The organism is Bradyrhizobium diazoefficiens (assembly GCF_016612535.1).
Lineage (GTDB): Bacteria > Pseudomonadota > Alphaproteobacteria > Rhizobiales > Xanthobacteraceae > Bradyrhizobium > Bradyrhizobium diazoefficiens_C.
The window spans coordinates 1,247,724-1,272,236 of sequence record NZ_JAENXS010000001.1 but is presented as its reverse complement, the minus strand read 5'-3'; the positions used below and the strand labels follow the sequence as shown (position 1 = coordinate 1,272,236).

General features: G+C 64.3%; 20 protein-coding genes. 10 read left to right on the top strand and 10 right to left on the bottom strand.

Annotated features, from left to right (window positions below; translation table 11 throughout):
- Positions 1 to 93: 93 nt before the first annotated feature.
- The 5 genes from JJE66_RS06040 to JJE66_RS06020 all read right to left on the bottom strand — a co-directional run bounded on the left by JJE66_RS06040 (position 94) and on the right by JJE66_RS06020 (position 4,902).
- On the bottom strand, positions 94 to 1,536 hold the full coding sequence (locus JJE66_RS06040) for a homospermidine synthase (RefSeq protein WP_200513174.1): 1,443 nt from the start codon (positions 1,534 to 1,536) through the stop codon (positions 94 to 96).
- Between the two features lie 47 nt (positions 1,537 to 1,583).
- Entirely contained in the window at positions 1,584 to 1,973 is a 390-nt protein-coding gene (locus tag JJE66_RS06035; protein WP_200513173.1) for a RidA family protein, read from the bottom strand.
- A 135-nt stretch (positions 1,974 to 2,108) separates the two neighbouring features.
- Complete coding sequence (locus JJE66_RS06030; RefSeq protein WP_200513172.1) at positions 2,109 to 2,696, bottom strand: GNAT family N-acetyltransferase; 588 nt, start codon at positions 2,694 to 2,696, stop codon at positions 2,109 to 2,111.
- Between the two features lie 133 nt (positions 2,697 to 2,829).
- Positions 2,830 to 3,972 (bottom strand): type III PLP-dependent enzyme, encoded by a 1,143-nt coding sequence (locus JJE66_RS06025; RefSeq protein WP_200513171.1) that lies wholly within the window; start codon positions 3,970 to 3,972, stop codon positions 2,830 to 2,832.
- Between the two features lie 675 nt (positions 3,973 to 4,647).
- A complete protein-coding gene (locus tag JJE66_RS06020) occupies positions 4,648 to 4,902 on the bottom strand; it encodes a hypothetical protein (RefSeq protein ID WP_200513170.1) in 255 nt (84 codons plus the stop codon).
- Positions 4,903 to 5,036: 134 nt separating this feature from the next.
- Here JJE66_RS06020 and JJE66_RS06015 point away from each other — a divergent pair, with 134 nt between their 5' ends.
- The 3 genes from JJE66_RS06015 to JJE66_RS06005 are packed head-to-tail and all read left to right on the top strand — an operon-like array spanning position 5,037 to position 8,847.
- Positions 5,037 to 7,118 carry a M3 family metallopeptidase gene (locus JJE66_RS06015; protein WP_200513169.1) on the top strand — a complete coding sequence of 694 codons (2,082 nt, stop codon included), beginning with the start codon at positions 5,037 to 5,039 and terminating at the stop codon, positions 7,116 to 7,118.
- 5 nt (positions 7,119 to 7,123) lie between these two features.
- A complete protein-coding gene (locus JJE66_RS06010; RefSeq protein ID WP_200513168.1) occupies positions 7,124 to 7,756 on the top strand; it encodes a DUF1007 family protein in 633 nt (210 codons plus the stop codon).
- Entirely contained in the window at positions 7,753 to 8,847 is a 1,095-nt protein-coding gene (locus JJE66_RS06005) for a nickel/cobalt transporter (protein ID WP_200513167.1), read from the top strand. Before JJE66_RS06010 ends, JJE66_RS06005 begins: the two co-directional genes overlap by 4 nt.
- A gap of 108 nt (positions 8,848 to 8,955) precedes the next feature.
- Here the strand turns inward: JJE66_RS06005 and JJE66_RS06000 are convergent, their stop codons facing one another.
- Positions 8,956 to 9,354 (bottom strand): MAPEG family protein, encoded by a 399-nt coding sequence (locus JJE66_RS06000; protein ID WP_200513166.1) that lies wholly within the window; start codon positions 9,352 to 9,354, stop codon positions 8,956 to 8,958.
- Positions 9,355 to 9,439: 85 nt separating this feature from the next.
- On the opposite strand from JJE66_RS06000, the gene hemH reads away from it, so the two are divergent.
- From hemH to JJE66_RS05980, 4 genes are all read left to right on the top strand, one after another.
- Positions 9,440 to 10,477: a ferrochelatase gene (gene hemH, locus JJE66_RS05995; RefSeq protein ID WP_200513165.1), complete on the top strand. Its 1,038-nt coding sequence runs from the start codon at positions 9,440 to 9,442 to the stop codon at positions 10,475 to 10,477.
- A 9-nt stretch (positions 10,478 to 10,486) separates the two neighbouring features.
- The gene (locus tag JJE66_RS05990; protein WP_200513164.1) at positions 10,487 to 11,455 is read left to right on the top strand and encodes an ABC transporter substrate-binding protein; all 969 of its coding nucleotides are present in this window, start codon (positions 10,487 to 10,489) and stop codon (positions 11,453 to 11,455) included.
- A 207-nt stretch (positions 11,456 to 11,662) separates the two neighbouring features.
- Complete coding sequence (locus JJE66_RS05985; protein WP_200513163.1) at positions 11,663 to 12,658, top strand: SPFH domain-containing protein; 996 nt, start codon at positions 11,663 to 11,665, stop codon at positions 12,656 to 12,658.
- 105 nt (positions 12,659 to 12,763) lie between these two features.
- On the top strand, positions 12,764 to 13,207 hold the full coding sequence (locus tag JJE66_RS05980) for an NfeD family protein (protein ID WP_200513162.1): 444 nt from the start codon (positions 12,764 to 12,766) through the stop codon (positions 13,205 to 13,207).
- A gap of 37 nt (positions 13,208 to 13,244) precedes the next feature.
- Here JJE66_RS05980 and JJE66_RS05975 read toward each other — a convergent pair whose 3' ends face one another.
- Positions 13,245 to 13,571, bottom strand: a complete 327-nt coding sequence (locus tag JJE66_RS05975) for a helix-turn-helix domain-containing protein (protein WP_200513161.1) — start codon at positions 13,569 to 13,571, stop codon at positions 13,245 to 13,247.
- A gap of 71 nt (positions 13,572 to 13,642) precedes the next feature.
- On the opposite strand from JJE66_RS05975, the gene JJE66_RS05970 reads away from it, so the two are divergent.
- A complete protein-coding gene (locus JJE66_RS05970; protein ID WP_200513160.1) occupies positions 13,643 to 14,200 on the top strand; it encodes a carboxymuconolactone decarboxylase family protein in 558 nt (185 codons plus the stop codon).
- 101 nt (positions 14,201 to 14,301) lie between these two features.
- Here the strand turns inward: JJE66_RS05970 and JJE66_RS05965 are convergent, their stop codons facing one another.
- Positions 14,302 to 15,309: an SIS domain-containing protein gene (locus tag JJE66_RS05965; protein WP_200513159.1), complete on the bottom strand. Its 1,008-nt coding sequence runs from the start codon at positions 15,307 to 15,309 to the stop codon at positions 14,302 to 14,304.
- Between the two features lie 184 nt (positions 15,310 to 15,493).
- On the opposite strand from JJE66_RS05965, the gene JJE66_RS05960 reads away from it, so the two are divergent.
- Together JJE66_RS05960 and JJE66_RS05955 are read left to right on the top strand one after the other, a co-directional pair.
- Positions 15,494 to 17,239 (top strand): outer membrane beta-barrel protein, encoded by a 1,746-nt coding sequence (locus JJE66_RS05960; protein WP_200513158.1) that lies wholly within the window; start codon positions 15,494 to 15,496, stop codon positions 17,237 to 17,239.
- Positions 17,240 to 17,252: 13 nt separating this feature from the next.
- On the top strand, positions 17,253 to 17,513 hold the full coding sequence (locus tag JJE66_RS05955) for a hypothetical protein (protein WP_200513157.1): 261 nt from the start codon (positions 17,253 to 17,255) through the stop codon (positions 17,511 to 17,513).
- A 160-nt stretch (positions 17,514 to 17,673) separates the two neighbouring features.
- Here JJE66_RS05955 and JJE66_RS05950 read toward each other — a convergent pair whose 3' ends face one another.
- On the bottom strand, positions 17,674 to 19,125 hold the full coding sequence (locus tag JJE66_RS05950; protein WP_200513156.1) for a glutamate synthase subunit beta: 1,452 nt from the start codon (positions 19,123 to 19,125) through the stop codon (positions 17,674 to 17,676).
- Between the two features lie 161 nt (positions 19,126 to 19,286).
- Entirely contained in the window at positions 19,287 to 24,020 is a 4,734-nt protein-coding gene (gene gltB, locus JJE66_RS05945) for a glutamate synthase large subunit (protein ID WP_200513155.1), read from the bottom strand.
- Between the last annotated feature and the right edge of the window lie 493 nt (positions 24,021 to 24,513).

The following is a 24,513-nucleotide window of genomic DNA, read 5'->3' as shown; positions in this document are numbered from 1 at the left end:
CCCGGTTGCCGTGCGACCGGGCGGTTGGTTAGCATCCGCTCTGGCGGAAGGCTATTAGCCTCCCGTTCATTGCAGCTCCGATTGGTGCGCCTGTCAGCGCACCAGAATGTTCCTGAACTGCCAGGGATCGCTGGTGTCGATGTCTTCCGGGAACAGGCCCGGACGATCCGTCAGCGGCGTCCAGTCGGTATAGAAGCCCTTGACCGGGCCGAGATAGGGCAGCTGGATTTCCAGCAGGCGATCGAAATCCATCTCGTCGGCTTCGACGATGCCTTCCTTCGGGTTCTCAAGCGCCCACACCATGCCGCCGAGCACGGCGGAGGTCACTTGCAGACCGGTGGCGTTCTGATAGGGCGCGAGCTTGCGGGTCTCTTCGATCGAGAGCTGCGAGCCGTACCAATAGGCATTATTGTCATGGCCGAACAGCAGCACACCGAGCTCGTCGATGCCGTCGACGATCTCGTTCTCGTCGAGGATGTGGTGCTTTTCCTGCATCTTCGCCGCGCGGCCGAACATTTCGTGCAGCGACAGCACGGCATCGTCAGCCGGATGATAGGCATAGTGGCAGGTCGGCCGATAGATCGCCGTGCCCGACGCGTCACGCACCGTGAAGTAATCGGAGATCGAGATCGACTCGTTGTGGGTGACGAGGAAGCCATACTGCGCGCCGCGGGTCGGGCACCAGGTGCGCACGCGCGTGTTGGCGCCGGGCTGCATCAGATAGATGGCAGCGCCGCAGCCGGCTTCGTGGGTCCGCGCATTCTCGGGCATCCATTTCTCATGAGTGCCCCAGCCGAGCTCGGACGGCTGCACGCCTTCCGACAGGAAACCTTCCACCGACCAGGTGTTGACGAACACATCGGGCTCTTTCGGCGACTTCGAGCGCTGAGTGTCGCGTTCGGCGATATGGATGCCCTTGATACCAGCCTGCCGCATCAGATCCGCCCATTCGGCTTTGGCTTTCGGCTTGGGGGCATTGAGCTTCAGGTCAGCGGCGACATTGAGTAGCGCCTGCTTGACGAAAAAGGACACCATGCCCGGATTGGCGCCGCAGCAGGAGACCGCCGTCGTCGAGCCCTTAGGCCGTGCCTTCTTGGCGGCCAGCGTTGCTTCGCGAAGGGCATAGTTGGAGCGCGCTTCCGGGCCCTTCGTCTTGTCGAAGTAGAAGCCGAGCCAGGGCTCGTTGACGGTATCGATATAGAGAGCGCCGAGCTCATTGCAGAGCTCCATGATGTCGGTCGACCCGGTGTCGACCGAGAGATTGACGCAAAAACCCTGGCCGCCGCCTTCGGTGAGCAGCGGCGTCAGCAATTCGCGATAATTGTCCCTGGTCACGGCCTTCTGCATGAATCGCACATTCTGCTTCTCGCAATGCGCCTTGCGGCCCTCGTCCTTGGGATCGATCACGGTGACGCGCGACCTGTCGTAATCGAGATGCCGCTCGATCATCGGCAACGTGCCTTTGCCGATGGAGCCGAAGCCGACCATGACGATGGGACCGGTGATCTTCGCGTAGATCTGCGAGGGAGGGCTCATGGGATGGATTCTCCGGAACGTGCTGGCGGGCAAGGGGGTGAGGGGGCTCAGGCGCTGCGGCGCTTGGCGGTCGCTTCGATCTCGACCTTCATCTCGGGCTTATAGAGCGCCGAGACGCCGACGAGCGTTGCTGCCGGCCGGATGTCGCCGAGGACTTCGCCGCAGACGGCGAAATGGGCATCGGCATCCCCGATGTCGGTGAGGTAGTAGGTGACGCGGACGATGTCGGCCATCTCGAAACCACCTTCCTTCAGGGCGGCTTCGATGGTCTTGAAGCAGTTGCGTGACTGGCTCGTGACATCTGCCGGCATCGTCATCGACGTGTAATCGTAACCGGTGGTTCCCGCGACGAAGGCGAACTCGCCGTCGATCACGGCGCGGCTGTAGCCGGCGGTCTTCTCGAAGGGAGAGCCGGTGGAGATCAGGCGTCGGGACATGGGTTTCGGTCTCGGCTGAAAGGGGATTTTCGTGGGTTAAAGGGCGTTTCCGGGACCCGTGCAACCCCAAAGGCTCGGGCGCGCGCTGACACCGCCGCGGGACGCGGCTTCGGTCGTCGCCATCATGACAATCACTTAGGCCGCGTGCGCTTGGAGGGCGCGATCTACCCTCCGTTTGGAAAGGGCCGCGCCGGTCGAGACGATCATCCCCTCAGCGCCATCCAGCGCACCGGCCTGGAATTCGATCGCCAGCAGGCGGTCGCGCTCGAACGGGCCGGGCAGCGACAGCTCACCGGTCTTCTCGCCCGTGAAGCCGAAGCGGGCGTAATAGGGGGCATCGCCGAGCAGGATCACGGCGGCGTGCCCGCGCGCCCGGGCGGCGGCCAGCGCTTGTTGCATCAGCGCGGCGCCGATCCCGAGCTCGCGGCAGGCAGGGTCGACCGCCAGGGGTCCGAGGACCAGAGCGGGCCTGCCTCCGGCGCTGACGTGCCACAGCCGCACGGTTCCCACGAGTGCCCCCTCGCGCACAGCCGAGAGCGCGAGGCCGGCGGCAGGTGCGCGTCCGTCGCGCAGGCGCTGGCAGGTGCGGCCATGGCGGTTCTCGCCAAAGCAGGCATCGAGCAGCGCTTCACGCGTCGCGACGTCGGCAGCACGTTCCGCACGGATCGCGAACGGAGCGGCCTTCGAAGTGAGGGCAATTTGTGGCGTCCGAAAAGCAGTCATGGCGCGTCAGTCCCCGCTTGAGACCTGTGTGCGCGCGGCACGCCGGTCCAAGGCGTCGTCAGAAATCAAGATGTCAGGGAGGAGCCGGCAAGCCGGCCCCCGGGGTTCGTCAGGCCTCAGAAAGAGAGGCGGATCAGATGTGATAGGTCTTCAGCGGCGGGATGCCGTTGAACGCCACCGCCGAGTAGGTCGAGGTATAGGCCCCGGTGCCTTCGATCAGCAGCTTGTCGCCGATCTCGAGCGTCACCGGAAGCGGATACGGGCTCTTCTCGTACAGTACGTCGGCGCTGTCGCAGGTCGGGCCTGCGAGCACGCACGGCGTCATGTCCGCCCCGTCATGCGGGGTACGGATGGCGTAGCGGATCGACTCGTCCATGGTCTCGGCGAGACCGCCGAACTTGCCGATGTCGAGATAGACCCAGCGCACCTCGTCCTCGTCGCTCTTCTTCGAGATCAGCACGACCTCGGATTCGATGATGCCGGCGTTGCCCACCATGCCGCGGCCCGGCTCGATGATGGTCTCCGGAATCTGGTTGCCGAAGTGCTTGCGCAGCGCGCGGAAGATCGAGCGGCCGTAGGTCACGACCGGCGGCACGTCCTTCAGATACTTGGTTGGGAAGCCGCCGCCCATGTTGACCATGGTCAGGTTAATGCCGCGCTCGGCACAGTCGCGGAACACCTGCGAGGCCATCGCCAGCGCACGGTCCCACGCCTTCACCTTGCGCTGCTGCGAGCCGACATGGAAGGAGATGCCGCACGGCTCCAGGCCGAGGCCCTTGGCGACGTCGAGCACGTCGACCGCCATCTCCGGGTCGCAGCCGAACTTGCGCGACAGCGGCCATTCGGCGCCGGCGCAGTCATAGAGGATGCGGCAGAACACCTTCGCGCCGGGCGCGGCACGGGCGACCTTCTCGACTTCGGCGGTGCAATCCACCGCGAACAGCCGGATGCCGAGCGCGAAAGCGCGTGCGATATCGCGCTCCTTCTTGATCGTGTTGCCGAAGGAGATGCGGTCGGGCGTCGCTCCAGCAGCCAGCGCCATCTCGATCTCGGCGACGGTCGCGGTGTCGAAGCAGGAGCCCATGGATGCCAGCAGCGCCAGCACTTCCGGCGCCGGGTTCGCCTTGACGGCATAGAACACGCGGCTGTCGGGCAGCGCCTTGGCAAAAGTCTGGTAATTGTCGCGCACGACTTCGAGGTCGACCACGAGGCAGGGCTCGGTGTCCCGGCCCTCGCTGCGGCGGTTGCGCAGGAATTCCTGAATACGTTCGGTCATAGCACTCTCCCAAACGGCCCAGCGACGGGGATCCGTTCAAAAAATTGCGTCGGATATGAGCACTCCGGCCAGATCGCGCGATGGAGGCGCGACGAAGCCACGAGACTCAAACCAGACTGTGCTGCCGTGGATTGGTTGGGAATTTCCCGCCCGCACACCTGGCAATGAAGGACAAGCCTTTTCAGTAGCCCGCGCCGGCGTTGGACTGCCGGTAGAGACCAAAAAAGCCCGATCCGTCGTTGCTTTAAGTCGCGTCCCCCGTTGAGAGCGGGGTGCGCCGGTTCGCCTCCGGCTGCCAGTCACGGTTGCAAAGAGTGAAGTCACCTTCGACAAGGCATCTCTTGAGAGAGATGCTGGACGCTCCGGGTTTGCTTTCCGTCGTCAGACCTTTCGGTCTTTTGACTTCTGCACTTCCGAAGAGCCCCTCGGCTTCTTCACCCCTTGGCGGCTGTCCGGCCTCTTGTCCGGATACCTACCGACTGACACACGACCACAGGCACGTGCGAAATTGGGCAAGACGCACATAAGGGTTTTGAATCGGCTTCGCAAGAATTTTTTTAGGCTGCGGACAGAATTGCCTAACATCTGCTTGCGCAGTGTTGCGCGAGCGACGCTGAAGATGAACGCGCGTTAAGTTTTATGTGTCGTGCGCGTGACTCTGTCGCGCGCGACGCGTCAGCCGCGCTTGAAGAACGGCTCGACGCGCTGAGCCGCGCGGACGAAGGCGGTCATCACCAGCACGCCGAGTGCGAACAGCACGGCCTGGAGGATGTGCGCGCCCTGGTCGCCGAGCCCGAACAGGATCGCGAGCGCCCAGCCGCCGGCAAACGCTGCGCCGAACACCTCGGCGCCGATCAGGATGGCGGCGCTGATGACGGTGATGACGCTCGGCCAGACGATCTGACGGGAAGACGAGGAAGGCGCGTTCATGGCGTTGAGGTCCGTAGTTTCGAGGGCCGCAATCTCCCCGAAAACACCGGCGGGAGCAAGGCCAAATGGCCCAAAAAAGCCCCATCGCGTGCTATAGCTGGACCCAACAAACCAGCGAAAAAACGGGACCAGCGATGTCAGACCCCCGCCAAACTACGGACTCCGAGACCAACCCGCTGCTGAGGGCCTGGCTGACGCCGTTTGCGACCCCGCCCTTCGACGAGATCGCGCCGGAGCACTTCCTGCCCGCCTTCGAACAGGCCTTCGCCGATCACTCCGCCGAGATTGCCGCGATCACCAACGATCCGGCCGCGCCCGACTTTGCCAACACCGTCATGGCGCTGGAGCGCTCCGGCAAGCTTCTGAACAAGGTCGCTTCGGTCTTCTACGACCTGGTCTCGGCGCATTCCAACCCCGCCATCCTGGACATCGACAAGGAGGTCTCCTTGCGGATGGCGCGACACTGGAATCCCATCATGATGAACGCCGTGCTGTTTGGTCGCATCGCCCAGCTGCACGAGAACCGTGCCAATCTCGCCCTCGACCCGGAGCAGCTCCGTCTCCTGGAGCGCACCTACACCCGCTTCCACCGCGCCGGCGCCGGCCTCTCCGACGAGGCCAAGACGCGCATGGCCGAGATCAACGAGAAGCTGGCCCAGCTCGCGACCGGTTTCAGCCATCATCTGCTCGGCGACGAGCAGGACTGGTTCATGGAGTTGGGGGAGGCCGACCGCCAGGGCCTGCCGGAGAGTTTTGTGGCCGCCGCTAAGGCTGCGGCAGAAGACCGCGGCATGTCCGGCAAGGCCATCGTGACGCTGTCGCGCTCCTCGACCGAGCCGTTCCTGAAGAGCTCGGCGAGGCGTGACCTGCGCGAGAAAGTCTACAAGGCCTTCACGGCGCGGGGCGACAACGGCAATGCCAACGACAACAACACGACCATCGGCGAGATTCTGCAGCTGCGCGAGGAGAGCGCCAAGCTCTTGGGCTATCCGACCTTCGCCGCCTACCGGCTCGAGGACTCCATGGCCAAGACCCCCGACGCGGTTCGCGGCCTGCTGGAGCGGGTCTGGAAACCAGCCCGGGCCCGTGCGCTCGCCGACCGCGACGAGATGCAGGCGCTGATCACGGAAGAGGGTGGCAATTTCAAGCTCGCGCCGTGGGACTGGCGCTTCTACGCCGAAAAGCTTCGGCTTCAGCGCGCCAATTTCGACGATGCCGCGATCAAGCCGTATCTGACGCTCGACCACATGATCGCCGCCGCCTTCGATTGCGCCACGCGCCTGTTCGGTATCACCTTCGCGGAGCGCAAGGATGTGCCGGTCTGGCACCCCGACGTCCGGGTCTGGGAGGTGAAGGGCCCCGACGGCAAGCACAAGGCGCTGTTCTACGGCGATTACTATGCCCGGCCGTCGAAGCGCTCCGGTGCCTGGATGACCTCGCTGCGCGACCAGCAGAAGCTCGACGGCGAGATCGCGCCGCTCGTCATCAATGTCTGCAACTTTGCCAAGGGCACCGGCGGCGAGCCGTCGCTGTTGTCGCCCGACGATGCCCGCACTTTGTTCCACGAGTTCGGCCACGGCCTGCACGGCATGCTGTCCAACGTGACCTATCCATCGCTGTCGGGCACCTCGGTCTTCACCGACTTCGTCGAGCTGCCGTCGCAGCTCTATGAGCACTGGCAGGAGCGGCCCGAGGTGCTCCAGCAGTTCGCCCGCCACTACCAGACCGGCGAGCCGCTGCCGGACGACCTGCTCAAGCGCTTCCTCGCCGCGCGAAAGTTCAACCAGGGCTTTGCCACCGTGGAGTTCGTCTCCTCGGCGCTGGTCGACCTCGAATTCCACTCCCAGCCGGCCTCAGTCGCGCAGGATGTCCGCGCCTTCGAGAGACGCGAGCTGGAGAAAATCGGCATGCCCGAGGAAATCTCGATGCGGCACCGGCCCACCCAGTTTGGCCATATCTTCTCCGGCGACCATTATGCGGCCGGCTATTACAGCTACATGTGGTCGGAGGTGATGGACGCCGATGCCTTCGGCGCTTTCGAGGAGGCCGGCAACATCTTCGACCCGGCGGTAGCGAAACGTCTCCACGACGACATCTATTCGAGCGGTGGCTCCGTCGATCCGGAAGCCGCCTATGAGGCGTTCCGCGGCCGCCCGCCCGAGCCCGATGCGCTGCTCCGTCGCCGCGGCCTGCTCGACGACGCCAAGGCGGCCTGAGCGGCATGCGCGCGCTGCTGGGATGGCTGCTCGCCGCCACCGTGATGCTCGGGGCCGGCGCGGCGTGCGCGCATCCGCATGTCTGGATCACCGCGACCAGCGAATTGCTTTACGCCGAGGACGGCAGCATCACCGGCGTTCGCCATGTCTGGACGTTCGACGACATGTTCTCGGCCTATGCGGTGCAGGGGCTCGAAACGAAGAAGAAGGGCGCCTATACGCGCGAGGAGCTGGGGCCGCTGGCACAGACCAACGTCGAGTCGCTGAAGGAATATGCCTTCTTCACCTTTGCGCGAGCCGACGGCAAGAAAGAGCGTTTCAACGAGCCGGTCGACTACTTCCTCGACTACAAGGATACCGAGCTGACCCTGCACTTCACGCTGCCGCTTAAGACTCCCATCAAGCCCAAGCAACTGGTGCTCGAAGTGTTCGACCGCTCCTTCTTCATCGACTTCCAGATGGCCAAGGATAATCCGGTCAAGCTGGTCGGCGCGCCCGCAGGCTGCCGGATGAAGCTCGATCGTCCCAGCGACGGCACCGCGAGCGCGCAGAAGCTCAACGAGCAGAACTTCATGGATGGCCCGAACGTCAATTTCGGCATGATGTTCGCCAACAAGATCACGGTGGATTGCCCTTGAAGCCGCAACTCTCGCCTCTTGGGCGCGGGCTCATCGTCTGCGCCGCCGTTCTCCTGGTTGTCGGCCTAGCCGATGCCGCACGCCACGATCTCCTCGCGCAAAACCCGTTTGGCGCGCCGCGGCCTACGCAAGCGGCCGAGCCCGAGGCCAGCGGCCTCATCGGCTGGCTGCTGGCGAAGCAGTCGGAATTCTATCGCCAGATGTCGTCGACCATCCGCGCCGCCAAATCCGACGGCTCGGCGGTGTGGACGCTGCTGTTCATCTCGTTCGCCTACGGCATCTTTCATGCTGCCGGTCCCGGCCACGGCAAGGCGGTGATCGCTTCCTATCTCGTCGCCAACCGCGAGACCGCGCGGCGCGGCATCGCGCTGTCGTTTGCCTCGGCGCTGATGCAGTCACTGGTAGCGATCCTGATCGTCGGCATCTCAGCCTGGATCCTGAACGCCACCGCGAAAACCATGTGCAAGGCGGAAGGGGCGATCGAGATCGCGAGCTACGGCCTGATCGCGCTGTTCGGCCTGCGGCTGGTCTGGGTCAAGGGCGGCACCTTCATCCGCGCGCTGCAGGCGGCGCAGCCGGTGCCGGCGATCGCGGGCGTGCCACACCATCACGATCACGGCCATCACCATCATCATGATGCGCATGATCACCATGACCACGATCACAGTCACGCACACGCTCATCATGATCATGTCCACGACGAGCATTGCGGCCATTCCCACGGCCCCACGCCGAGCGAGCTCGCCGGCCCCGGCGGCTGGCGGCGCGGATTCGGCGCGATCCTGACCGTGGGCATCCGCCCCTGTTCGGGGGCGATCCTGGTGCTGGTGTTCGCGCTGGCCCAGGGCCTGCTTTGGGCTGGCATCGCCGCGACCGTCCTGATGGGGCTCGGCACGGCGATCACGGTCGCCGCCATCGCGATCGTCGCGGTCTCCGCCAAGGACATCGCTGGCCGCCTGAGCGCGGGCCGCGACGGCGGCGGCGCGCTGTTCATGCGCGGCATCGAATTCGCCGCCGCCGCCCTCGTGCTGCTGTTCGGCGCAGGGCTGTTGTTCGGCTATATCGCCGCCGAACGGACGACGTGTTTTTGAGCAAGAAGCCTGGTAGCCCGGATGGAGCGCAGCGTAATCCGGGACAGCATCGGCGCTGATAGGCCACGGATTTCGCTTCGCTCCATCCGGGCTACGATTCGAGAAGCCTCACACCGGCAAGAACTTCTTCAACGCCGGCATAAAGAAAATCCCGAGATTGATCGCAAAGCCGATGTTCCAGAGGATCGAACGCAGCGTCGGGCGATTGCCGAGATAGGTCAGTACGTAGGCGATCCGGACGATCAGGAACAGCACTGCGAGCTCGTCGACCAGGCGCTGCGGTGAATCGCGGAATTCCGCGAGCAACACCGCAAAGGCGAAGAACGGAAGGGTCTCGATGCCGTTCTGATGGGCCCCTAGCGCGCGGGCCCGGATCGGATCCTGGAAGAAGGCGGGATCGCGCGGATTGGCATTGTCGAACCGGCGAATTGCCGTCAATTTGCCGCCCGCAAGCGTCAACAGATAGAGCAGCACCGCTCCGAACACGCACCATTCGGCGAGCATCATGGTTTCGTCTCCCCCGCGCGATGAAGCCTAGCGAAACCGGCCCAAACTTGACAAGCTCGGTGCAACGCGCGACGCAACGGATACCATGACCGCCATTGCCTCCATCCAGACCGCAAAGCCGGTCGCGCAGCCGGCCCAGCCGCGCGTCGGCGTGCTGCTGGTCAATCTCGGCACGCCCGACACCGCCGACGCCCCGGGTGTGCGGGTCTACCTCAAGGAATTCCTGTCGGACGCCCGCGTCATCGAGGATCAGGGCCTGATATGGCAGTTGGTTCTCAACGGCATCATCCTGCGCAGTCGCCCTCGGACCAAGGCGCTCGACTACCGGAAGATCTGGAATAACGAGCGCAACGAATCGCCGCTGAAGACCATCACGCGGTCGCAAGCCGACAAGCTCGCGGCCGCGCTGTCGGACCGCGCGCATGTCGTGGTGGACTGGGCGATGCGCTACGGCAATCCGTCGATCAAGGCGGGGATCGATGCACTGATCGCGAAGGGGTGCGACCGCATCCTCGCCGTTCCCCTTTATCCGCAATATTCCGCCCCGACCTCGGCAACCGTCTGCGACGAGGTATTCCGCGTGTTTGCTCGCCTGCGCAACCAGCCGACGCTGCGGGTGACGCCGCCTTATTACGAGGACGAGGCCTATATCGAGGCACTGGCGACCTCGATCGAGACGCATCTCGCCACGCTGCCGTTCAAGCCGGAGCTGATCGTTGCCTCCTTCCACGGCATGCCGAAATCCTATGTCGATAAGGGCGATCCCTATCAGGGCCATTGCGTCGCCACGACGGAGGCGCTGCGCCGCCGCCTTGGGATGGACGAGACAAAGCTGCTGCTGACCTTTCAGTCACGCTTCGGCAATGATGAATGGCTGCAGCCCTACACCGACAAGACCATGGAGCGCCTCGCCAAGGAAGGCGTGCGCCGCATTGCGGTGGTGATGCCGGGCTTTTCCGCCGACTGTCTGGAGACGCTCGAGGAGATCGCGCAGGAGAATGCCGAGATCTTCAGGCATAATGGCGGCGAGCAGTTTTCCGCGATTCCGTGCCTCAATGACAGCGATCCCGGCATGGAGGTGATCCGCACGCTGGTGCTGCGCGAGCTTCAGGGCTGGATCTGAGGAGCGCCCATGAACCGCCGCGAATGTCTGGCGCTTCTTGGGATGATCATGGCGCTGCCGGCCCCAGTGCTGGCGCAGCAGCCGAATGCGACGCGCCGGCTCGGGGTGCTCTCGGTGATCGCCGGCGATGACGTGATTGGCCAGACCCGTCTGGCTGAGGCGCTCGCCGCTCATGGCTGGAAGGAGCAGGACAATCTCAAGGTCGACTGGCGCAGCGGCGCCGGCGATCGCGCGCGCATCGCGCGGCTTGCCGACGATCTGATTGCGCTCAAGCCCGACATCCTGCTCGCGCTCGGCACGCCATCGGTTGAGGAGCTGCGCCAGCGCACCACGACAATCCCGATCGTGTTTGCCGTGGTCACCGATCCCGTCAGCCAAGGTTTTGTCCAAAACCTCGCCCACCCCGGCGGCAACATCACCGGCTTCACCGATTACGATGGTCCATTGGCGGGCAAATGGCTGGAGATGCTGGCACAAGTCACGCCAAAAGTGTCTCGCGTCTTCGTGGTCTACAATCCCGCCACCGCCCCATTCGCGCCGCTGATGCTGCGCACCATCGAAGACGCCGCGCGGACGCTCGGTGTGACGGTCGAGCCCGCGCCGGTCCACGACGCGGCCTCGCTCGCCGCGCTGGCCTCGCACAGGGATGGCGGCTTTCTGGTGCTGCCCGACTTCTTCACCATGGCCAATCGCGCGCATCTGCTGGCGGCGATTGCCGAAGCGCGAGCGCCGGCGATGTTCTGGAGCCGCACCTTCGTCGACGAGGGCGGGCTGATGTCCTACAGCACCGACAGCGCCGAGCAGCTGCGGCGTGCCGCCAGCTATATTGATCGCATCCTCAGGGGCGCGCAGGCGGCCGACCTGCCGGTCCAGAATCCGACCAAGCTCGAGCTCGCGATCAACCTGAAGACGGCCAGGGCGATCGGCATCACGCTCCCCCCAAGCCTGCTCGCAACCGCGAACGATGTCATCGAGTAGCGGCGCAATTCTTAACGTTTGCCGGTAGGTCTGCGCTGCGTGCTTTCAAGAGCGCTCCGCAAATACATAAACGTGACCATTCCCTCTCCCTGCGTCTTGTGCAGAATGGTGTGGATGCCGACGTGAAAAGCGACCGCTGAACCGGTAGGGTCATGATCCCGACCAATGACGGCGCGGGGAGGATCTTTTTCCCGCCTTGGAGGACATATGAGCGGCTTCGATGTTTTCGCGATTGTTCTGGTCTTGCTCGTCATCGTCACGCTGATTGCCGGCGTGAAGACGGTGCCGCAGGGCTATGACTGGACCATCGAGCGGTTCGGCAAATACACCCAGACGCTGAGCCCCGGGCTCAATCTGATCGTGCCCTATTTCGATCGCGTCGGGCGCAAGATCAACATGATGGAGCAGGTGATCAACATTCCCGAGCAGGAGGTGATCACCAAGGACAACGCCACCGTGACGGTGGACGGCGTCGCCTTCTTCCAGGTGTTCGATGCCGCCAAGGCAAGCTACGAGGTCTCCAATCTCGAGCAGGCGATCATCGTCTTGACCATGACCAACATCCGCTCGGTGATGGGGTCGATGGATCTGGACCAGGTGCTGTCGCACCGTGACGTGATCAACGAGCGCCTGCTACGTGTGGTCGATGCCGCGGTCTCGCCCTGGGGCCTCAAGGTCAATCGCATCGAGATCAAGGACATCGTGCCGCCCGCCGATCTCGTCGAGGCGATGGGCCGCCAGATGAAGGCGGAGCGCGTCAAGCGCGCCGACATCCTTCAGGCGGAAGGCGCGCGCCAGTCTGAGATCCTCCGTGCTGAAGGTGCAAAACAGGGCCAGATCCTCCAGGCCGAAGGCCGCCGCGAGGCCGCCTTTCGTGACGCCGAAGCGCGCGAGCGGTCGGCGGAAGCCGAGGCCAAGGCCACGCAAATGGTCAGCGAGGCCATCGCCAAGGGTGACGTCGCCGCGCTGAACTACTTCATCGCCGACAAATATATCAAGGCATTCGGCCAGTTCGCGGATGCGCCGAACCAGAAGATCATCATGCTGCCGATGGAGGCCGTGAGCTTGCTGGGCTCGCTCGCCGGCATCGGCGAGATCGCGAAGGCGACCTTCGGCGAAAGCGCCGCATCCGCTTCAGCCGCCGCCCGCCGCGGCTCGGTGCCGGCGACGAGTCCGACGCCGCCCGTGGCGCCGCCGCGGTAAAAGAGTTATGCGCATGCCCCGGAAAAGTGGGGACAGGTTTTCCCTCGCGACAAACGCGGAACGCGTTTGCGCGGCGGGCATGCGCCAATATCAAGAGGTCGTGTCATGACCGACATGTTCGTATCGCTCGGCACCTGGAATTGGCTGATCTTTGGCTTCATCCTGATGGCGCTGGAGGTGATCGCGCCGGGGGTGTTCTTGTTGTGGCTCGGGTTGGCAGCACTGCTGGTCGGCCTGATCTCGTTCGCCGTTGTCATGTCCTGGCAGATTCAGCTCGTGATGTTTGCGGTGTTCGCAGCAGCTGCGGTGCCGGTGTGGCGCCGGCTCGCCCGGCCGAAGCTGGATGCGAGCTCCAGCTCGTTCCTCAACAAGCGCAGCGAGGCGTTGCTCGGCCGCGAGTTCACGCTGGAGAAGCCGATCGTCGACGGCAACGGGACCATGCGCATCGGCGACACGGTGTGGCGCGTGGCTGGACCGGATACGCCGGCCGGGACGCGGGTGAAGGTGGTGCAGGTGGATGGCGCGAATCTGACGGTCGCGGCGGCGTAGCTCGTCTCGGACCCCTCCAGGAGAGGGTAACGCGGCCCTACTTCTTCCACCTCTCCGCAAACCGGTGCAGCGGCATGAACGTCTCGCACAAGTCCCGTCCGAGCGGCGTCAAGCCATAGCCTCCGCCTTCGCCCAGCTCCACAAACCCCGCCTCGCGCAATTCGGTCAGTCGCGCCTGCAGCACCGTCGGCGAGGCCTCGTCGCAGGCCGTGCGCAGGGCGCGCGAGGTGAGGGGGGCGTCGCGCAACTCCCACAAGATCCGCAAGCTCCAGCGCCGCCCGAGGAGATCGAGCAGCGCCATGATCGGCCGACCAGTGCGCGAGCCGCGCACGCGGCGTTCCCCTGATACTGCCTGTTTTGCCATCGCGACCCTCTTGCGTCTTGCTACGAATAATGTAGCGTCGTGCTACAGCAACTGTAGCAAGGAGGGTGGTCATGTCATCCCCGACGCCGCGTATGGTACCGCTCGCGCCGCCTTATCCCCCGGAGATCCAGGACCAGTTCGACCGCATCATGCGCGGCGCGCCGCCGCTGGTGCTGTTCCGGGTGATGGCGGGCCACACCCGCGCCTGGGACAAGTTCCGCGCCGGCGGCCTGCTCGATCCCGGGCCGTTGTCGTTGCGTGCGCGGGAGATTGTCATCGATCGCACCTGCGCGCTGAACCGATGCGAATATGAATGGAGCGTCCATGTCGCGATCTTCGCTGCGCCGGCGGCCCTCACGGAGGAGGAAGTGCGCGCGACGGTGCAGGGCGATGCGACCTCATCCTGCTGGTCGCCGGCCGAGCAGGCTCTGATCGCGGCGGTGGACGCACTGCATCATCGCGCGACCTTCACCGACGAAGAGTTCGCAGCGCTCTCGGCGCATTACGACGAGGCGCAGATCCTGGAGATCATGCTGCTGTGCGGCTTCTACCGCACGGTGTCGTATCTGGCGAACGGGCTGAAGCTGCCGCTGGAGGAGAAGGCGGCGCGGTTTCCGGTGTATGTCTAACCACGCGTCATTGCGAGGAGCCCTTGCGACGAAGCAATCCAGACCGCCTCCGCGGAGAGATTCCGGATTGCTTCGCTTCGCTCGCAATGACGGGGAGGGACCTACGCCACGCCCGCCCGCAGCAGATCGTGCAGATGCACGATGCCGACCACCTTGTCCGCCTCGGTCACGACCAGCGTCGTGATTTTTCGCGCATTGAGCACCTCGATCATCTCGGTCGCGAGCATCGACGGCGGCACCGTCTTGGGCTGCCTGGTCATGATCTCGTCAACCGACGCCGTTAGCAGATCCGGCCGCATGTGGCGGCGCAGGTCGCCGTCGGTGATAATGCCGACGGCCTCGTTCGCATCATTGACGATGCAGACGCAGCCGAGCCCCTTGGCGGACATCTCCATCACCGCGTCCGACATCTTGGTCCCGAGCGGTTTGACCGGGATTTCAGCGCCGGTGCGCATGTAGTCGCGGACGAATTTCAGCATCGCGCCCAGCTTGCCGCCCGGGTGGAAATGGGCGAATTCCAGCGCGGTGAAGCCGCGGCCTTCGAGCAGCGCAATCGCAATGGCATCGCCGATCGCGACCTGCATCATGGTCGACGTGGTCGGCGCCAGATTGTGCGGGCAGGCCTCGCGTGCCTTCGGCAGCTCGATCACGATGTCGGCGGCCTGGCCCAGCGAGGACGCCGCGTTCGACGTCACCGCGATCATCGGGATCGCGAACCGCGCCGAGTAGTTGACGAGAGTCTTCATCTCCGGCTGCTCGCCGGACCAGGACAGCGCCATGATGACGTCGTCCGTGGTGATCATGCCGAGGTCGCCATGGGCGGCTTCGGCGGTGTGAACGAAGAAGGCCGGCGTGCCGGTCGAGGCCAGGGTCGCCGCGATCTTGCGCGCCATGTGGCCGGATTTGCCGAGGCCGGTGACGATGACACGGCCCTTGGCGTTGCGGATCAGGTCGACCGCCTTGGCGAACGCCTCGCCCAGTGGGCCGCGCAAGGCGGCTGCGAGCGCGTTGATGCCGCCACCCTCCGTCTCCAGCGTGCGGAGCGCGGATTCGACGCTTGTCGGGGTGGGGCCGGATGATTGGGTCATCAGCGGTTTCGAACTCGGCATGCTTCTGTCCAGACAAGGAAAGCGGTTGGCGCCTCCTTAGCACGCCCCGGCTTTCGAGGCGACGCGACCTCCAAACCCTCAACCGGTCATTAACCATAATTGTTTTAACTCCATTAACGATGGTTCCCGCGCGTTCGCGGCGGGCCATCGACGAAGTAATTGATTTCGTTGGAGTTATCACATCGTGGGGTCGCCTCCAGGCAGAGGCCGGAGCAGCTGCGCGCATCTCCTTCGCGCCGCTTTGCCATGCCTGCTGCTCACTGCGCTGGAAAGCGCGCCAGCGGCCGCCCAGAGCCTCGCGCCCGACCTGTTCAATCCCAACCGTGGCGGCTTTGCCGCGCTGGATACGCTGCCGACGCGCCGCACCGCGGGCGTGCCGCAGGCGCCATCGGACGCGATTCCGATGCCGCCAGATCCTAACGAGGACCCGCGCAAGAGGCGCGAGACACCTGCACCTTCGCGGATCGGTCAGGTCCCGACCTACGGCCTGCCCGCCGCCAATGGTGCAAGCAGCTCCGGCTATGACTCTCTGAACCGCAAGCGGCAGCAGCCAAAGCTCTATCCGGGCCAGCCGAAGCCAAAGCGCCCCGCCGGTCCCGGCTCGCCGGTGCCGCCGGCAACCCCGCTGGTCTCCCCGCTCGGCGCGCCGCGCATTGCGCCGCCGCCATCGGAGACCGCGAACAAGACGCCGGTGCCGCCGGCGATGGCGGGAACGGTGCCCGGCCAACCCTTGCGCCGTCGCCTCAGGGCCGATGACGATGCGTTTGGCGCGGTCGGCGACTACGCCGGCAGTTTTCTGATTAAGGGCGGCCTCGAACTGTCCACCGGCTACGACACCAATCCCGCGCGTCTGCAGAAGCCGATCGGCTCACCGGTCTATGTGGTCGCGCCCGACCTCCTCGTCCAATCCGACTGGGAACGCCACGCTCTGGTCGCGGATCTGCGCGGCTCGTTCTCCGGCTACACCAACAACATGCCGGCGACGATCGACGGTTTCGCCTCGCCGTCGCCGGTCGAGATCGACCGCCCCGATTTCACCGGCCATGTCGATGGCCGTATCGACGTCGATCGCGATCTCAAGCTGACCTCGCAGCTGCGCCTGCGGCTCGCCACCGACAATCCCGGTAGCCCGAACGTGCAGGCGGGCCTGCAGAAATATCCAGTCTATGCCACCTACGGCACGACGGTTGGCTTTGACCAGACTTTCAATCGTTTCCAGGTCGCCGCTGGCGCCGCGGTCGATCGCACCGCCTACACGGATTCAAAACTCACCGACGGCTCGACCTTCAGCAATGACGACCGCGACTTCAACCAGTATGGCGGCGTCGGGCGCTTCTCCTACGAGCTGAAGCCGGGCCTGAAGCCGTTCGTCGAGATCGAGGGCGACAACCGCGTCCACGACCAGGCCGCCGACCGCAACGGCTATTTGCGCGATTCAAACGGCGGCTATGCCAAAATCGGCTCGTCCTTTGAGTTCTCGCGCATCCTCACCGGCGAAATCTCGGTCGGCTATTCCGCGCGCAACTATGTCGACCCGCGGCTGAGCCAGCTCTCGGGCTTCCTCACGTCGGGCTCGCTGATCTGGAATGCGAGCGGCCTGACGACCGTGAAATTCAACACCGATACGCAGATCGCGGAAACCACCATTCCCGGCTCATCCGGCGTGCTGGTGCACACCTATGCGGCCGAAGTCGATCACGACTTCCGCCGCTGGCTCACCGCAATCGGCAAGTTCACCTACGGCACCTACGACTATCAGGGCCAGAATCGCAACGACAAGACCTACTCGCTCGAAGGCAATCTGATCTACAAGCTCAACCGCAATGTCTGGATCAAGGGCACGCTCCGCCACGACATCCTGGATTCGAACCAGGCGGGGTCGAGCTCGCAGGGGACGGTGGTGATGGTGGGCGTGAGGTTGCAGAATTGAGGGGGAGGCCGCCATGGCAGCTCGAATTACTTTAGACATCAATTCGGCTGGTGAATTCGAGCTTTGGCTTAATCCCGAAGGCCGCGACCTTCTCGTCAAGGAACTGCTGGCCCTGAGTGAAACCAACGAGCATTTTCACTTGATGCCAATACCGTCGGACGTTGAAGTGTCGACACGTCCATATAGATCCGATGACAAGCTTCTCGAATACGGCAAGGTGCTGTTCCGCCTTGACGAGTGGGACGCAAGGCACTTTCCGCACGTCCTGGACTGACGCCCGCTCGCTATTCCTTCACTCCGCTGTCATGCCCCGCGAAGGCGGTGCATCCAGTACGCCGCGGCTTCTCCGCATCACTCAGACGTCTCTGGAATACTGGATCGCCCGCCTTCGCGGACGATGACGGCCTAAGTTGTGGCGAACAGCTTTCGCCAACTTACCGCGGCAGATCCGTCTTCCCCATCAAGAACGTGTCGATCGACCTTGCGCACAGCCGGCCCTCACGGATGGCCCAGACCACCAGCGATTGCCCACGCCGCATGTCGCCGGCCGTGAACACGTTGGGGCGCGAGGTCTGGTAGTCCAGCGCGTTGGCCTTGACGTTGCCGCGCGGGTCGAGGTCGACCGCGAGCTGCTTCAACAGGCCCTCGTGCACGGGATGCACGAAGCCCATCGCGAGCAGGACCAGCTCGGCGTCGAGCTCGAACTCGGTGCCGGCAATCGGCTTGAACTTGTCGTCGACGCGCACGCAGTGCAGCTTCCTCACCTGGCCGTTCTCGCCGGTGAACTTCTGCGTTAGCACGGCGAATTCGCGGATCGCGCCTTCGGCCTGGCTGGAGGACGTGCGCATCTTCAGCGGCCAGTTCGGCCAGGTCAGGCCCTTGTTCTCGTGCTCGGGCGGCGCCGGCATGATCTCAAGCTGCGTTACCGAGAGCGCGCCCTGGCGCAGCGAGGTGCCAATGCAGTCCGAACCGGTGTCGCCGCCGCCGATGACGACGACATGCTTGCCGCCGGCGAGGATCTCGGTGACGCCGTTCAGCGGCTCGCTGGAGACGCGGCGATTTTGTTGCGGCAGGAAATCCATCGCGTAGTGGATGCCGGCGAGATCGCGGCCGGGGATCGGCAGGTCGCGCGGGGCTTCCGCGCCGCCGGTCAGCGCCACCGCGTCGTATTCGTTGAGCATCTCGCGTGGATCGATGTTGCCCTCAGTGCCGACATGGCTGTTGTAGTGGAACGTGATGCCTTCGCCTTCCATCTGGCCGACGCGGCGGTCGATGACGCCCTTTTCCATCTTGAAATCAGGAATCCCGTAACGAAGCAGACCGCCGGCCTTGGCGTATTTCTCGAACACATGGACGTCGTGGCCGGCGCGCGCGAGCTGCTGCGCGCAGGCCATGCCGGCCGGCCCTGCGCCGATCACCGCGACCTTCTTGCCGGTCTTGACGGAGGCGACCTCAGGCTTGAGCCAGCCATTGTCCCAGGCCCTGTCGACGATCGCACATTCGATGGTCTTGATGGTGACGGGGTTGTCGTCGATGTTGAGCGTGCAGGAGGCTTCGCACGGCGCCGGGCAGATGCGGCCGGTGAACTCCGGGAAATTGTTGGTCGAGTGCAAATTGCGCGACGCCTCTTCCCAATTGCCCTGATAGACGAGGTCGTTGAAATCCGGGATCTGGTTGTTGACCGGGCAGCCGGGCGTGCCGGGCGCGACCGAGCCGGTGCCATGGCAATAGGGAATGCCGCAGTTCATGCAGCGCGCGGCCTGATCGCGCGTTTCCTTCTCGGTCAAGGGAACGACAAACTCGCCAAAATGCTTCACGCGCTCGGCGACCGGGGTGTACTTGCGGTCGTGCCGTTCGATTTCGAGAAAACCCGTGATCTTGCCCATTAAACCCGAAGTCCCTGCCGCTTAAATTCGTTTTGGTCTCTCACCCCTCATCCTGAGGAGCAGCGCGCTTTCCGCGCCGCGTCTCGAAGGATGAAAGGCCCGGATGGTGGTCTCATGGTTCGAGACGCAGCTCACGCGCTCCTTACCATGAGGCCTTTGTACTACGCCCCGATCGCGATTTTCGGCTCTGCGTCCGCGTTGGCGGCCATTTCGCGCAGCGCGCGCCGGTACTCGACCGGCATCACCTTGCGGAATTTGGGCAGCCAGTCCTTCCAATCGGCAAGGATGTCGGCAGCGCGCTTGGAGCCGGTCGCCTTGGCGTGGCGCGTGATCAGGACGTGCAGCCGCTCGACGTCGGACGAGAGCAAATTGCTGAACACGTCGACCCGGCCATGTGCCTCGAGGTCACCGCTGTGATGGTAGGTGCCGGCATTGATCAGCTCTTCCGACAGCACCGGCTCGAGCTCGACCATCGCCATGTTGCAGAGTTTTGCGAAGTCGCCGCTCTCGTCGAGCACGTAGGCGATGCCGCCGGACATGCCGGCCGCGAAGTTGCGCCCGGTCTTGCCGAGCACGACCACGATACCGCCGGTCATGTATTCGCAGCAATGATCGCCCGCGCCTTCGACGACGGCGACTGCGCCCGAGTTACGCACGGCGAAGCGTTCGCCGGCGACGCCGCGGAAGTAGCACTCGCCCTGGATGGCGCCGTACATCACGGTGTTGCCGACGATGATGCTCTCTTCCGGCACGATGCTGCTGTTCGCCGGCGGCTTGACGATGATCTTGCCGCCCGAGAGGCCCTTGCCGACATAGTCATTGGCTTCACCCTCGAGATCGAAGGTAACGCCATGGGCGAGCCACGCGCCGAACGCCTGGCCCGCGGTGCCCTTGAGACTGACATGGATGGTGTCGTGCGGAAGGCCGGCATGGCCGTAGATCTTGGCGACCGTGCCCGACAGCATCGCACCCGCGGAGCGGTTGGTGCTGTTGATCCCGGCCTCGATCTTCACCGGCGCGCCGCGGTCGAGCGAGGGCTGCGCCTTCTCGATCAGCGTGCGGTCGAGCACCGCCTCCAGATGATGGTTCTGGCGCTCGGAGTGATGGATCTTCTGACCCTTCTCTTCCTTCTGCTTGACGAACAGCTTTGAGAAGTCGAGCCCCTTGGCCTTCCAGTGCGCGACCAGCTTGGTTTGGTCGAGCAGCTGCACCTGGCCGATCATCTCGTTGAAGGTGCGGAAGCCGAGCGAGGCCATGATCTCGCGAACCTCTTCGGCGACGAAGAAGAAGTAGTTGATGACGTGCTCGGGCTGACCGGTGAAGCGCTTGCGCAGCACCGGGTCCTGCGTCGCGACGCCGACCGGGCAGGTGTTGAGATGGCACTTGCGCATCATGATGCAGCCGGCCGCGATCAGCGGCGCGGTGGCGAAGCCGAATTCGTCGGCGCCGAGCAGCGCACCGATCACGACGTCACGCCCGGTGCGGAAGCCACCGTCGACCTGAACCACGATGCGGCTGCGCAGCCGCTCGCGCACCAGCGTCTGGTGGGTTTCGGCAAGGCCGATCTCCCAGGGCGAGCCGGCATGCTTGATCGAGGTCAGCGGCGAAGCGCCGGTGCCGCCCTCGAAGCCCGCGATGGTGACGTGGTCGGCGCGCGCCTTGGCAACGCCCGCGGCCACCGTGCCGACGCCGATCTCGGAGACGAGCTTGACCGAAACGTCGCCCGTCGGGTTGACGTTCTTGAGGTCGTAGATCAGCTGCGCCAGGTCTTCGATCGAGTAGATGTCGTGATGCGGCGGCGGCGAGATCAAGCCGACGCCCGGCGTCGAGTGACGAACCTTGGCGATGGTCGCGTCGACCTTGTGGCCGGGCAATTGGCCGCCTTCGCCCGGCTTGGCGCCCTGCGCCATCTTGATCTGCATCATGTCGGAGTTGACGAGATATTCCGTGGTGACGCCGAAGCGACCCGAGGCGACCTGTTTGATCGCCGAGCGCATGCTGTCGCCGTTCGGCAGTGGCTTGAAGCGGTCGGATTCCTCGCCGCCTTCGCCGGTGTTCGACTTGCCGCCGATCCTGTTCATCGCGATTGCCAGCGTGGTGTGCGCCTCGCGCGAGATCGAGCCGAAGCTCATTGCGCCCGTGGCGAAACGCTTGACGATGTCCTTGGCCGGCTCGACCTGGTCGAGGGCGACAGGCTTGCGCTTCTCTTCCTCGGCGCTCTTGACCCGGAACAGGCCGCGCAACGTCAGCAGCCGCTCCGACTGTTCGTTGAGGATCTTTGCGAAGGCGCGATAGCGCTCCAGCGAATTGCCGCGCGCGGCGTGCTGCAGCAGCCCGACCGATTCAGCAGTCCAGGCATGGTCCTCGCCGCGGCTGCGATAGGCATATTCGCCGCCGACGTCGAGCGCGGTCTTGTAGACCAGCGATTCGCCGAACGCGTCGGCATGGCGGCGCACGGCCTCTTCCGCGATCTCGGCGAGACCCACGCCCTCGATGCGGGTGTGGGTGCCGGCGAAGAACTTGCCGACGAAGTCCGCCTTGAGGCCGACCGCGTCGAAGATCTGCGCGCCGCAATAGGATTGGTAGGTCGAGATGCCCATCTTGGACATCACCTTGAGCAGACCCTTGCCGATCGACTTGATGTAGCGCTTGACGATCTCGTAGTCGTCGAGCGAGCCGGGCAGGCGGTCCTTCATCGCGACGATGGTTTCGAACGCCAGATAGGGGTTGATCGCCTCCGCGCCGTAGCCGGCGAGGCAGGCGAAATGATGCACTTCGCGCGGCTCGCCGGATTCGACGACGAGACCGACCGAGGTGCGCAAGCCCGTGCGGATCAGGTGATGATGTACGGACGCGCAGGCCAGCAGCGACGGAATCGGCACGCGGTCGGTGCCGACCATGCGGTCGGACAGGATGATGATGTTGACGCCTTCGCGGACAGCTGCTTCCGCGCGTGCGCAGAGCTCGTCGAGCACCTGGTCCATGCCGGCCGCACCGAGGCCAGCGTGGAAGGTGGTGTCCAGCGTGCGCGACTTGAAGTGTGAATCGGCCACGTCCGAGATCGAGCGGATCTTTTCGAGATCCGCATCGGTCAGGATCGGTTGGCGCGCTTCGAGGCGCTTGGTGGTGGCGAGACCTTGCAGGTCGAACAGGTTCGGCCGCGGTCCGATGATCGAGACCAGGCTCATCACCAGCTCCTCGCGGATCGGATCGATCGGCGGGTTGGTGACCTGTGCGAAGTTCTGCTTGAAGTAGGTGAACAGCGGCTTGGCCTTGTCCGACAGCGCCGAGATCGGCGTGTCGTTGCCCATCGATCCTGCTGCTTCCTCGCCGATGGAGGCCATCGGCGTCATCAGGATCGAGATGTCTTCCTGGCTGTAGCCGAACGCCTGCTGGCGATCGAGCAGCGACAAATTGGAGCGCACGCCGGTGGTCGGTACCTTTGGCAGCTCTTCCAGCACGATCTGGGTTCGCTCCAGCCATTCCTTGTAGGGATGGCTCCTGGCGAGATCGGCCTTGATCTCGTCGTCCGGGATCAGGCGGCCCTGTTCGAGGTCGACCAGCAGCATCTTGCCGGGCTGAAGCCGCCACTTGGTGATGATCTGGTCTTCGGGGATCGTCAGCACGCCCATCTCGGACGCCATCACGATGCGGTCGTCCTTGGTGACGAGATAGCGCGCCGGCCGCAGACCGTTGCGGTCGAGCGTGGCGCCGATCTGGCGGCCGTCGGTGAAGGCGATCGCGGCGGGGCCGTCCCACGGCTCCATCAGGGCGGCATGATATTCGTAGAAGGCGCGGCGCGTCTCATCCATCAGGGGATTGCCGGCCCACGCCTCCGGAATCATCATCATGACGGCGTGCGGCAGCGAGTAGCCGCCCTGCACCAGGAATTCGAGCGCGTTGTCGAAGCATGCCGTGTCGGACTGGCCTTCGTACGAGATCGGCCAGAGCCGGTTGATGTCCTTGCCGTAGAGCTCCGAGCTCACCGAGGCTTGGCGCGCCGCCATCCAGTTGGTGTTGCCGCGCAGCGTGTTGATCTCGCCGTTATGCGCTATCATGCGGTAGGGATGCGCCAGCGACCACGCCGGGAAGGTGTTGGTCGAGAAGCGCTGGTGGACGAGTGCGAGCGCGCTCTCGAAATCCTTTTCGTGCAAATCGGGATAGTACTTGCCGAGCTGGTCGGCCAGGAACATGCCCTTGTAGATCACGGTGCGGCAGGACATCGAGCAGGGGTAATAGCCGGCAAGGCCGCGGTCGCGGCGCTGGTAGATCGCCTGCGAGATCGACTTGCGCAGGATGTACAGCCGGCGTTCGAAATCGTCCTCGGTCTTGGCGGTGCCATTGCGGCCGATGAACACCTGCATGCAAGCGGGCTCGGTCGGCTTCACGGTGACGCCGAGCGAGGCATTGTCGGTCGGCACGTCGCGCCAGCCGAGCAGGGTCAGGCCCTCTTCCTTGATCTGGTCGGCGATGATGCTCTTGATGACGTTGCGCCAGGCGGTGTCGCGCGGCATGAACAGCGCGCCGATGGCGTATTCGCCGGGATTGGGCAGCGCGAAGCCGAGCGCCTTGGCCTTGCGGCTGAAGAAGGCGTGCGGGATCTGCACCAGGATGCCGGCGCCGTCCCCGGCGCGCGGGTCGGCGCCGACGGCGCCGCGATGCTCGAGGTTGCACAGGATGCTGAGCGCGTCCGCGACGATCTCGTGGGACTTGTTGCCCTTGATGTTGGCGATGAAGCCGACGCCGCAGGAATCCTTTTCCAGGCTCGGATCGTACAGGCCTACGGCGGGCGGCCGCGAATTGTGTTCCTGAATCGGATCGGTCGGTTTCGAGGCGACCGTCGCCGACAGCTCTTCTGCCACGATGTTTGCGCGCTCGAATTGCGACCCGTTCATGTCCTCGTCCTCTCCATGCGGCAAGCTGCCTCACCGCCATCTTCGGCGCACCTTGGGCGTTCCGCGGCACCCGCTTCTGGGTCACCGCTCGTCCGCTGCGAGCCGCATTTTCTTAAATTCAGGCCAAGAATTCAGACAAGGCGTTCTTCGTCCCCGAGAACGGCTTTGCCTGTTGTCTCCTGGCGCTCGAAAGCACCGACTTTTCGTTGCAATCCCTATGCCGGAACCGCAAGCGAAATTGAGACAGTCTTCCTGTCCTAACCATCACCTTGCCAAATTTTTGTCTATCACACAAGCGCGCGAAAGTCCCGATTCCCGATCTGTCAATCAATCGCTTTCCGAAAGTTGCGCGGCCCTTGTTTTGAAGCAAACGCGCCCTGATCCGGCCCTGTGCACGCCGAAATCCCCAATGAAGCTTCGGATCAACCCTTCGAAAGTCGCGCCACGCCGCAAGAAGCGAAAGAGCGCGAGCCGTTCGGGGGCCTGACAGGAG